At 36.7% G+C, this 10,635-nt stretch carries 10 protein-coding genes; 8 read left to right on the top strand and 2 right to left on the bottom strand.

Annotation, left to right across the window (positions count from 1 at the left end):
* Positions 1 to 160 precede the first annotated feature (160 nt).
* Positions 161 to 727 carry a c-type cytochrome gene (locus AABE15_RS06705; RefSeq protein WP_338330515.1) on the bottom strand — a complete coding sequence of 189 codons (567 nt, stop codon included), beginning with the start codon at positions 725 to 727 and terminating at the stop codon, positions 161 to 163.
* Positions 728 to 844: 117 nt separating this feature from the next.
* On the opposite strand from AABE15_RS06705, the gene AABE15_RS06700 reads away from it, so the two are divergent.
* From AABE15_RS06700 to AABE15_RS06675, 6 genes are all read left to right on the top strand, one after another.
* Positions 845 to 1,579 (top strand): 3-deoxy-manno-octulosonate cytidylyltransferase, encoded by a 735-nt coding sequence (locus AABE15_RS06700; RefSeq protein ID WP_338330514.1) that lies wholly within the window; start codon positions 845 to 847, stop codon positions 1,577 to 1,579.
* Positions 1,572 to 2,420 carry a prephenate dehydratase gene (locus tag AABE15_RS06695; RefSeq protein ID WP_338330513.1) on the top strand — a complete coding sequence of 283 codons (849 nt, stop codon included), beginning with the start codon at positions 1,572 to 1,574 and terminating at the stop codon, positions 2,418 to 2,420. Before AABE15_RS06700 ends, AABE15_RS06695 begins: the two co-directional genes overlap by 8 nt.
* A gap of 42 nt (positions 2,421 to 2,462) precedes the next feature.
* Positions 2,463 to 3,350: a 4-hydroxy-tetrahydrodipicolinate synthase gene (gene dapA / locus AABE15_RS06690; protein ID WP_338330512.1), complete on the top strand. Its 888-nt coding sequence runs from the start codon at positions 2,463 to 2,465 to the stop codon at positions 3,348 to 3,350.
* 3 nt (positions 3,351 to 3,353) lie between these two features.
* The gene (smpB, locus tag AABE15_RS06685) at positions 3,354 to 3,836 is read left to right on the top strand and encodes an SsrA-binding protein SmpB (protein ID WP_338330511.1); all 483 of its coding nucleotides are present in this window, start codon (positions 3,354 to 3,356) and stop codon (positions 3,834 to 3,836) included.
* A gap of 192 nt (positions 3,837 to 4,028) precedes the next feature.
* On the top strand, positions 4,029 to 5,237 hold the full coding sequence (locus tag AABE15_RS06680) for an acetate/propionate family kinase (RefSeq protein WP_338330510.1): 1,209 nt from the start codon (positions 4,029 to 4,031) through the stop codon (positions 5,235 to 5,237).
* 78 nt (positions 5,238 to 5,315) lie between these two features.
* Positions 5,316 to 7,673, top strand: a complete 2,358-nt coding sequence (locus tag AABE15_RS06675) for a phosphoketolase family protein (protein WP_338330509.1) — start codon at positions 5,316 to 5,318, stop codon at positions 7,671 to 7,673.
* Positions 7,674 to 7,706: 33 nt separating this feature from the next.
* On the opposite strand, the gene AABE15_RS06670 is transcribed toward AABE15_RS06675, so the two are convergent.
* Positions 7,707 to 8,081 (bottom strand): hypothetical protein, encoded by a 375-nt coding sequence (locus AABE15_RS06670; protein ID WP_338330508.1) that lies wholly within the window; start codon positions 8,079 to 8,081, stop codon positions 7,707 to 7,709.
* Positions 8,082 to 8,338: 257 nt separating this feature from the next.
* Here AABE15_RS06670 and AABE15_RS06665 point away from each other — a divergent pair, with 257 nt between their 5' ends.
* A complete protein-coding gene (locus AABE15_RS06665; RefSeq protein WP_338330507.1) occupies positions 8,339 to 8,593 on the top strand; it encodes a hypothetical protein in 255 nt (84 codons plus the stop codon).
* 8 nt (positions 8,594 to 8,601) lie between these two features.
* Complete coding sequence (locus AABE15_RS06660; protein WP_338330506.1) at positions 8,602 to 9,966, top strand: replication-associated recombination protein A; 1,365 nt, start codon at positions 8,602 to 8,604, stop codon at positions 9,964 to 9,966.
* Positions 9,967 to 10,635: the final 669 nt, after the last annotated feature.

The raw sequence follows: 10,635 nt of genomic DNA, 5'->3' as shown, positions 1-10,635 counted from the left end.
ATAAAAAAGATATTGCAGATTATACGTTAAATGTATTTTTTTAGAGTAGGTAAAATTTTTTCTTTGTTTCTAATACTATTGTTATAGTAAAAAATCTAGATCTACTTCACATCTATTTATGAAATTGATCATCCTGTCATTTAGAAGAACAGATATAATTTTATTTTGTTTTATTTTTATGTTCTAGTGAAGTATTTGGACGTATGTTATTATTTTCCAAGGTTTTTATTTTTGATAGATTATCGGGTCTAGATGAAAGTGAGTTTAAAAAAGCAATGACGTTAATTCTATCGTATTTATTCAAGGCCCCTGCATAAGCCATATTTGTTTCTGAAGCGAATGCAGTAGGACGCTTTAACCAAATATTTAACCTCGCAGGCGTCCAATTTTCTTTATTGTGCTTAGATAATGACTCTGTAAAATGGAAAGTAGGCAAAGAAGCAATATTTCTTTTCATAATGCCGTATAAACCAGGCCCAATTAGCTTTTGGTCGTTCGGTGTAAACGTGTGGCAAATTGCGCAGTGTCGTTGTGAAAATTCTTCACCTTCTTTAATATTGGCAGAACTAAAATCTAAAGGGCCGTCTTCGTTCGAATCCATGAGTATTATTGGTTTTATTGGGGTTGTATCTGGAACCATAAAATGACTAATTCCCCAAGCTGCGTATAAAAAACAAATCGAGAAAACGCCTGCTATGAATAAACGGTTCCAGTCAAAATAGTCCATTACATTACTATCTTTACGTTTGTATAAACCAATATTGTGCTATTTGTTTATAGAATAAAGAAACAATTTCAGCTATACAAGAATTGATAAAAATTATCCTTTAACTGAAATTTTAGTATGAATACTTTAATCATAATTCCAACGCGACTTGCTTCGACACGATTGCCTGGTAAAGCCTTAGCCAATATTGCTGGTAAACCCATGATTATTCGAGTGTATGAACAAGCTTTACGTGCGAATATAGGCGACGTTATCGTTGCTTCTGGTGATAAAGAAATATCGGAAGTAGTTCGTAAATTTGGGGGTTATAGTATTGACACAGATCCTAAACTTGCCTCTGGATCGGATAGAGTTTATCAAGCCTTAACGCAGATAAAAAACATAGAAAATTACCAAACCATCATTAATTTACAAGGTGATTTGCCTTTAATTAATCCTGAAGATATTTCCCAAGTGTTGGTTCCTTTGATGGATGATTCAATCGATATGGCTACGTTGATTTCACCTATAAGAACTGAATTTGAAAAAACAGCGCCTTCTGTTGTTAAAGTTGCTTGTAGTTTTATTAAAGACAAGCCCTACGCTAGAGCCATGTATTTTTCTAGATCTTTGATCCCTTGGGGTGAGGGAATGTATTGGCATCATATTGGTGTGTATGCTTATAGGTTGAAGACCTTAAAAACATTTGTGCAATTGCCTGTTTCCCCCTTAGAGCAAAGAGAAAATTTAGAACAATTAAGAGCGTTAGAAGCAGGAATGGTCATCGGGTGTGCTTGTATAAAAAAACCTCCGTTTGGGGTCGATACTGCCGAAGATTTGCAACGGGTAAGAGAAGCGTTAAAAAATGAATAGTTTTAAAGTCATTGCTTTTCAAGGTAGTCCAGGGGCTTATTCAGACTTGGCATGTCGTCTTGCACGTCCGGGTTGGAAGACACTGGCTTGTCCTAATTTTTTTGATGTTATCCAAGCCGTGCAAGAAAATAGAGCCGATCAAGCAATGTTACCATGTGAAAATAATTTGGTAGGCCGTGTTTCTGATATACATAATTTGTTACCTTCTTCGAAATTATTCATTGTTGGTGAGCATTTCCAGCGTGTTGAACACTGTTTAATTGGAATAAAAGGTGCGAAACTTGAACAAATCAAGAGACTACACACCCATCCTGTCGCTATGGGTCAGGTTTCTAATTTGATTAAATCTATGAACTTAATTCCAATTGTTGAATTTGATACAGCAGGGGCTGCTGAGATTATTCGAAATATTAATAATGTAGAAGATGCAGCTATTGCTTCATCGCTAGCGGCTGAATTAAATGGATTGGATATTTTAGAAAAAAATGTTGAAAATGAATCTTATAACACCACTCGCTTTTATATAGTTGCCAAAGAAAGGAAAATACCTGATTTAAGTGAGCCGAATGTTATTACCACGTTGTTATTTAAGATTAAAAATATACCTGCAGCATTGTATAAAGCGCTCGGAGGATTTGCTACAAACAGTGTGAACATGAGTCGCCTTGAAAGTTATATGGATGATGGAAGATTTGCAGCTACTAAATTTTTAGTCGATGTGGATGGTCATATTGACGAGCCTTCTTTAAAGCGAGCCATGAACGAATTATATTTTTATTCTGAAGAGTGTTTAGTTCTAGGTGTTTATCCCACTTCGTCTTATCGATACCTATGCTATTAGCTTTGTATATTAAAATTATTTAAGAATTAAGGATACTTATCCATGACATTATGGCTCACTGGTTCGATTACCGCTTTGATTACCCCTATGAAAAAAGATGGTTCCTTGGATATTAAACGATACGAGGAATTGGTTGATTGGCAAATACGTGAAGGCAGCTCTGCTTTGGTCCCTGTTGGAACAACAGGGGAAAGCCCAACCTTAACGCAGGAAGAACATAAGCAAATTGTAGAAATCGCGATTAAAGTAACCAATAAACGAGTACCAATTTTGGCAGGAGCAGGTTCAAACTCTACGCAAGAAACGATAGAAAAGGTTTCTTTTGCAAAAAAAATTGGTGCTGACGCTGCGTTGGTAGTAACGCCTTATTACAACAAACCCACGCAAGAGGGGTTGTATCAGCATTATAATTTAATCGCTAATAAAACCGAATTTCCCATTTACATTTATAATATTCCAGGTAGATCCGTTATTGATATGTCGGTGGAAACAATGGCTAGACTGGCTGAAAATCCTTATATTATTGGGGTAAAAGATGCAACAGCCGATCTGCAAAGACCCATTAAAGTTCGCAGAGCGGTTAAAAAACCTTTTAATCAGTTGTCTGGTGAAGATGGTACAGCGGTTTCCTTTTTAGCTGCGGGGGGAGACGGCTGTATCAGCGTAACCGCGAATATTGCGCCTCGATTATGTGCTGAAATGCAAAACGCATGGAAAGAAGGCTCTGTAGCACGTGCAATTGCGTTACAGGATAAATTGACTATTCTGCATGATGCAATGTTTTGTGAAGCTAATCCCATACCGGTTAAGTATGCCGCTTCGCTATTAGGATTGGCGGGTGAAATGTGTAGACTTCCTTTAACACCTCTTTCGGAAAAATCACGTATTGAAGTTAGACATGCCCTCGAAGAGGTTGGATTATTGGATTAATTTATGGTCGAAAAAAAGAAAAGTACTTTAATCTCGTTTGGCAATGTTGCAAAAAATCGTAAAGCAACATTCAATTATCTTATTACCGATAGAATTGAAGCAGGCATTGTTTTAAAAGGGCCTGAAGTTAAAAGTTTACGGCATGGGCGATCCACGATAAACGAAGCCTATGCTGCAGAAAGAGAAAGGGAAATTTGGCTTTTTAATAGCTATATCCCTGAATATCAAGGTAGTTTTTTTTCTAAATTTGAACCTCGAGCCCCTCGTAAATTGTTGCTTCACAAAAAACAAATTGACAAATTATTGGGGGCTATTACTCGCGAAGGAATGACACTTGTCCCTTTGGATATTTTTTTTAATGCAAGAGGGATTGCCAAAGTAACCCTGGGGCTAGGACAAGGGAAAAAGAAAACCGATAAAAGGCAGGCTATAGCCGAAAGAGACTGGAAACGAGACAAAGCGAGATTAATGAGAAATAAGAATTAATGTACAATTGTTTTGACAAAAAAAAATTAAAGTTACATCATTAAGATGACAGTGTAAAAATATTCTGAAGTTGAGTTTGCTTTTTTTAAGTTTTAATTGATTACTTAATATTTTTTTCACTATTCATGGTGATTTTCTGTTATTTAATGCGGTCTAGACAAGTTGATTTGTCTTTAGAAAGGTATTTAATAAATGGCAGATTCAATATTAATAATCAACGCTGGTTCTTCCAGTTTGAAATTTTCTCTTTATCAAGATAATGATGGTAATACTTTTACCAGTGTTGCCAGCGGGTTACTTGAGGGTATAGGTACAAAACCTTATCTTAAAATTGTAGACCAACATAAAAAAGTTCTCATCGAAAAAAATTGGGAAGACCCTAAGCTTGCACAGCTTGATGCTCGGGATACGTTATGTGGGGAAACGCTGGAGTGGATCTTTAATTACTCAAAAAAGGATCCTATTGTTGCTGTAGGTCATCGTGTTGTGCACGGAGGTTCAAAATATGTCAATCCCGTATTGATTGATGAGGTTGTTTACCAGGATTTAGAAGCGCTTACTCCTTTTGTTCCATTGCATCAACCCGCTAGTCTATCTCCTATGCGTGTCATGTTACATAATAATCCAGGAATTCCCCAAATAGCTTGTTTTGACACTGCTTTTCATGCAACCATGCCCGATAAAGCGAAACGTTTTGCGCTTCCACGGCGTTATTTTGACAAGGGTGTAAGACGGTACGGTTTTCATGGTTTATCGTATCAATATATTGTTCATTATTTAAAACAGACCGATCATGTTCTGGCTTCAGGTAAAACAATTATTGCACATTTAGGTAATGGCGCGAGTGTAAGCGCTGTGTATCAAGGAAAATGTGTGGATACTTCAATGAGTTTTACCCCTCTTGATGGGTTGGTTATGGGTACACGTACAGGGCATATTGATGCAGCGCTGATCTTGTATATGTTAAATGAAGAAAAAATGTCTCCTGATGAAATCGAAACCCTTATCTGGAAAAAATCTGGCTTATTAGGTGTTTCTGAAGTTTCAAGTGATATGAGAGATGTCGAAGCAGAAATAGCAAACAATGGCCCTAAGGCTGAATTTTGTCAGCAAGCTTTAGAACTTTTCAAATACGCACTTGTTGGAGAAATCGGTCGTTTAGCTGCAGGAATGGGTGGCATAGATGGGTTAATATTTACAGCAGGAATTGGAGAGAATGCTCGTGAACTCCGTTCTGAAATCTGTAAATCGCTGAGTTGGTTGGGTATTAAAATTGATGAAGAAGCTAATCGCTCGAAAAAAGAGTTGATTAGTATGCCCAACAGTACCGTTATCGTTAAGACGATACCTACAAATGAGGAATCAGTAATGCTAAGAGAGGTCCATGATCTTATAAATTAACAAATTATCTTATAGGATTGGCTGGCGACTTCTTAGTGAGACCTTGTTTCTAGTTCATTTAAGAAGGAATAAACGTAAATGACAAATTCAAAGCCTTTGTCTGATAAAGAAATAGAAAGCTTTAATAAATGGTGGCAAGCCGCTAACTATTTATCCATTGGTCAGATCTATTTGATGAGGAACCCTCTCCTTAGAGAACCTCTGAAATTAGAGCATACGAAGCCCAGATTATTGGGGCACTGGGGTACTACTCCAGGTTTGAATTTTATTTATTTGCATCTTAATCGTATCATTCGGGAACGTGATTTAGACATAATGTTTGTCGCGGGGCCTGGACACGGTGCACCAGGTGTAGTTGCTGCCACCTATATTGAACATACTTATACGGAACTTTTCCCTAATATTACGCAAGACGAAGCGGGTCTACAAAAACTTTTTAAACAATTCTCTTTTCCTGGTGGTATACCCAGTCATGCTGCCCCCGCTACACCAGGGTCTATACATGAAGGTGGCGAATTGGGGTATTCTTTATCTCATTCTTATGGGGCAGTCTTCGATAATCCTGATCTCATTGTTGCCTGCGTAATTGGTGATGGTGAAGCGGAAACAGGTCCTTTAGCCGCGTCATGGCATAGTAATAAATTCGTTAACCCTAAAACAGATGGTGCTGTCTTACCTATTCTTCATTTAAATGGGTATAAAATAGCTAACCCTACGGTTTTAGCTCGTATTTCTCATGAAGAGTTAAAATCTTTAATGATAGGTTATGGCTATGAACCTATATTTGTTGAAGGTGATGATCCAAACGAAATGCACCAAAAGCTTGCTAAGGCACTTGATCAAGCTTTTGATAACATAAAAAGCATTCAAAAAGAGGCTAGAAAACATAACAAAATCAAACGGCCTTTGTGGCCTATGATAGTTTTTCGCTCTCCGAAAGGGTGGACATGTCCAAAAACGATTGATGGATTGCGTGTTGAGGGATTCTGGCGTGCCCATCAGGTTCCTTTTGGTGATTTAAAAAAACCGGGTCATTTAAAACTGCTCGAACATTGGATGAAAAGTTATCATCCACAAACATTGTTCGATAAACAAGGTAAGTTAATTCCTGAAATTACTTCTCTCAATCCGACAGGGTTAAAACGAATGAGTGCATTACCATTAACCAATGGGGGATCGGTTAGGCGGGGATTAATGATTCCCGATTATTATCATTATGCTGTAAAAGTTACCAGTCCTGGAGAAGAAGTTAATGAAACCACTCGTGTGTTGGGAAGTTTTTTAAGAGACATCGTTAAAGAAAATCCTGATAATTTTTTAGTACTTTCTCCTGATGAAAATAATTCTAATCGTTTGAACAATGTTTTAGAAGCGACAGAACGTAAATGGAACGCGACCACATATGATTACGACGATCATTTGTCGCCTTATGGTCAAGTGCTTGAAATATTAAGTGAACATACAATTGAAGGATGGCTTGAAGGTTATTTATTAACTGGTAGGCATGGATTATTTTCCTGTTACGAAGCCTTTATCCATATTATTGATTCTATGGTTAATCAGCATGCTAAATGGATGATTGAAGCTGCTAAAATTGAATGGCGTAGACCAATTTCATCTTTAAATATTTTGTTGACCTCTCATGTTTGGCGGCAAGATCATAATGGATTTAGCCATCAAGATCCTGGTTTTATTAATCATGTCGTTCTTAAAAAGCCAGAAGTTAGTCGGGTTTACCTTCCACCAGATGCCAATACGTTGTTGTATGTTGCTTCACGATGTTTACGTAGTACAAATAGAATCAATGTTATTGTTGCAGGAAAACAACCTCAGCCACAGTGGTTAAATATGGACGCAGCTATTAAACATTGTCTCGAAGGATTAGGAATTTGGGAATGGGCAAGCAATGACAAAAACGGAGAGCCGGATGTTATTATTGCTTGTGCAGGGGATGTCCCTACAATGGAAGCACTCGCTGCAGTAAAAATATTAAATAAACATCTTCCTGACCTAAAAATACGGTTTATCAATGTGGTTGATTTGATGACTTTAATGTCGGATACACAGCATCCTCATGGTTTGTCCGATCGCGTATTTGATTCGCTGTTTACAATAGATAAACCTGTAATTTTTGCGTATCATGGTTTTCCACAACTTATTCACTCTTTGATCTATAAAAGAAAAAGCGCAAGGAATTTTCATGTGCATGGGTTTAGGGAAGAAGGAACAACAACTACACCCTTTGATATGGTTGTACTAAATAACCTGGATCGTTATCATATTGTATCAAATGTTGTTAATCGCATTCCAAAACTCTTTTCTAAAACCGCATATATTGATCAGATGGTTCGAGATAAATTGGTTGAACACAGACGGTACATTACGGAACATGGAGAAGACATGCCAGAAATATTAAATTGGAAATGGAATACTTAATTCGATGCATTGAGGTTCGATAAAACAGGTGCTTTATTGAACCTCATTTATTATTTCTTCACAGCTTTTATGAATCTCATTGGAATGTTGGTGGCTACAAATTGTTTGTGCGTCAACACTACATAATAATAGTGCGTTATCTGTGAGTGCTCTCAAAATTGTAAATTTAATATCTTGATTGAATAAGGATTGCGCCGTTGTAAGCGGTTTGTTTTTATTGTCTATAATTTTTTTTAACGCTTCAACGCAAGCATTGCTTGCATTTTGGGGGCTTGTTCGAAGGATAGCTTTAATAGTTTCTAAACGGTGTTGAACGTAACGAATAGCTTCTTGATCGTTGCTTTGAGAAAAACTTGGTTGAGGCAAAAGAATAAATATAATCATAAACCGTAGGGCTGATCGATTCATAAACTCAACTTTCCTCTAAAATATATAAAATTATTTCTATCCACAGATTAATGACTATAGTCCAAAGGATTATAAAAAACTTATTATATCTTATACCAAATTTCTTAACAGGATCATCCTCTTAATTATCCACGGTTTTGTGGATAACTTTTCCAATGGTAACGACACGCATTTAGCGGTGTTTTTTAAGTAAATTCAATGGTATAGATAAATTGATACTTGGAAAACATTACGCTAATCAAAATAGGAGGACTATAATGATAAACGTTAAGTTTTTGAAATTTAGCAATCGTTTTCGTTGGTTATTGCTTGGCTTATTATTGGCATTAGGTGCTTGTACAGGGAGTGCAAGTACACCGGTTCCTCCAGGTCAAAAGTCTGATGCTGGTTATGGAACAGTATGCAAAGCAGGAATTTATTCATGTAATGTGCCGTATCCTGTTCCCTTGGGATCACCTTGTAGTTGCTCTGGTTTGGGTGCTGCTTCTTATGGAATTGTCCAGGCTAAATAAGAGTTACTATGTCGTTTTCTAAAACTTTCCTTAAGCACCTATCAGAAGAAAAAGATCTGTTTCCCCCTCAGAAATGTTCTACCTTAACGACTGACGAACCTCTAGGGTACAGGCCTCTCGCTGATAGGTTGCGTCCCCAGGCATTGAAAGATGTGATTGGACAAGAGCATCTTACGAGCGAAGAGGGGGTATTAAAAAGAATGGTGCGTTTCAATTCATTATCGAGTTTGATTTTATGGGGAAACCCCGGAATTGGTAAAACCACCATTGCTCAGGTGTTATCGCAGGAAAGTAAGTTAAATTATAGCAAAGTTTCAGCAATATTTTCAGGAGTTTCAGACCTTAGAAAAATATTTGATGAAGCGGAAAAAAATAAACGGTTAACAGGGGAGCCAACGTTATTATTTGTTGATGAAATCCATCGTTTCAACCGTTCTCAACAAGATAGTTTTCTACCTTTTGTAGAAAACGGTACTATTATATTGGTAGGGGCAACAACAGAAAACCCTTCATTTACATTAAACAATGCGCTTTTATCGCGATGTAAAATTCTAGTGCTTCATGCCTTTAAAGAAAAAGATTTTGTGGTTTTGCTAGAGAAAGCAGAAGCTTTTCTCAAGATAAAATTTCAATTTTCGGATGAGGCGCGTTCGATATTGTTTCGTTTTGCAGATGGGGATGCTCGTGTGTTTTTAAATACGCTGGAGCAAATACATTCGCAATTCAAGAATGAACTCGTAGATGTTTCGATGTTGGAAAATATTTTACAGAAACGCGCACACCTTTACGATAAAAATCAAGATGAACATTATAATTTGACCTCTGCTTTACATAAATCGTTGCGAGGTTCTGATCCTGATGCAGCTTTGTATTGGTATGCGAGAATGGTCGAGGGGGGAGAGGATTTGAACTATATTGCAAGACGGTTAACACGTTTTGCAGCTGAGGATATAGGATTAGCTTCGCCGAACGCGCTCATGCTTTCAATTTCAGCGTGGCAAGCGTATGATCGTTTGGGATCTCCGGAGGGGGAAATTGTACTGGCGGAGTTGGTGGTATATTTAGCCACCTGTTCCAAATCAAACTCCGTTTACAAAGCGTTTAACAAAGCTCGTGATATTGTAAGAAAAACTGGCAGCCTTATGCCTCCAAAACATATTTTGAATGCTCCAAATGCAATGATGAAAAATTTAGGGTATGGTGAGGGATATCAATACGATCATAATACAAAAGAAGGGATCTCAGGCCAAAATTATTTTCCTGACTCTCTTAAGAAACAAGAAATATATTCTCCTTCTCAAAATGGGATGGAGGAAGCTATTTTTCAACGAATAAATTATTGGAAACAATTAAAAAATAAAAAACCGTCATGAAAATCTTAACACGTTAAAAGTAAATTCGGACCGTCTTTGGTGCGTGGGCTAGGTGAAGATACTCTTTGACATTTTATTAATGGTTAAGCATCCTGCGTCTGCTAAATTGGTTGAAAGTTCTAGGAGTAGGGATGTAAAAAAATCTATTGGGCTGTGAGACCGACTTTTCGCTACTCACGAATGAAGTCGTATTTCCTATCTATTAATCCCTTCATCATCCTATTTTTTTATCCTGATTGATATTCATAAGTTGTCACATAGGTGTTCCAGTTTTTACAATACACTGTAACATTTGAGAATAGAGTTAAATTATTTATAATATTACGTATTTAAAATAATTAGTGGTTATTAGTAATACGTCTTCTTATCGATATTAACCATTTTCTCAAAAAGATTTTTGCCTGTATTACTGCTGATGTAAAAATAAAGTGATTTTCGAAAAATACTACCCTCTGATATTTTTTTAAAATGAAACGACCTAAGAATCGTTTCCCAGATAACAATAGCTTTTTGTTTTATGATATGTTATGCTTTGTTACTGTAAGCAACAGAGATAAAAGATTAATTTTGATTATTTTGTCGCCCCTTGATGCTTTACCGTAAATAAAGAAGATAACTATTTATTTTTATTATGTTGATGGTTGGGAGATAAAATTGATCAATTTAAGC

It is taken from the genome of Commensalibacter sp. Nvir (assembly GCF_963921845.1).
Classification (GTDB): Bacteria; Pseudomonadota; Alphaproteobacteria; order Acetobacterales; family Acetobacteraceae; genus Commensalibacter.
The sequence above is the reverse complement of the archived record's forward strand: the minus strand, read 5'-3'. Positions and strand labels throughout refer to the sequence as shown.

Excerpts from the sequence above, each read along its gene's own strand:
- AABE15_RS06705 (WP_338330515.1), bottom strand. The coding sequence starts at position 727 with ATGGACTATTTTGACTGGAACCGTTTATTCATAGCAGGCGTTTTCTCG.
- AABE15_RS06700 (WP_338330514.1), top strand. The coding sequence starts at position 845 with ATGAATACTTTAATCATAATTCCAACGCGACTTGCTTCGACACGATTG.
- AABE15_RS06695 (WP_338330513.1), top strand. The coding sequence starts at position 1,572 with ATGAATAGTTTTAAAGTCATTGCTTTTCAAGGTAGTCCAGGGGCTTAT.
- dapA (WP_338330512.1), top strand. The coding sequence starts at position 2,463 with ATGACATTATGGCTCACTGGTTCGATTACCGCTTTGATTACCCCTATG.
- smpB (WP_338330511.1), top strand. The coding sequence starts at position 3,354 with ATGGTCGAAAAAAAGAAAAGTACTTTAATCTCGTTTGGCAATGTTGCA.
- AABE15_RS06680 (WP_338330510.1), top strand. The coding sequence starts at position 4,029 with ATGGCAGATTCAATATTAATAATCAACGCTGGTTCTTCCAGTTTGAAA.
- AABE15_RS06675 (WP_338330509.1), top strand. The coding sequence starts at position 5,316 with ATGACAAATTCAAAGCCTTTGTCTGATAAAGAAATAGAAAGCTTTAAT.
- AABE15_RS06670 (WP_338330508.1), bottom strand. The coding sequence starts at position 8,081 with ATGAATCGATCAGCCCTACGGTTTATGATTATATTTATTCTTTTGCCT.
- AABE15_RS06665 (WP_338330507.1), top strand. The coding sequence starts at position 8,339 with ATGATAAACGTTAAGTTTTTGAAATTTAGCAATCGTTTTCGTTGGTTA.
- AABE15_RS06660 (WP_338330506.1), top strand. The coding sequence starts at position 8,602 with ATGTCGTTTTCTAAAACTTTCCTTAAGCACCTATCAGAAGAAAAAGAT.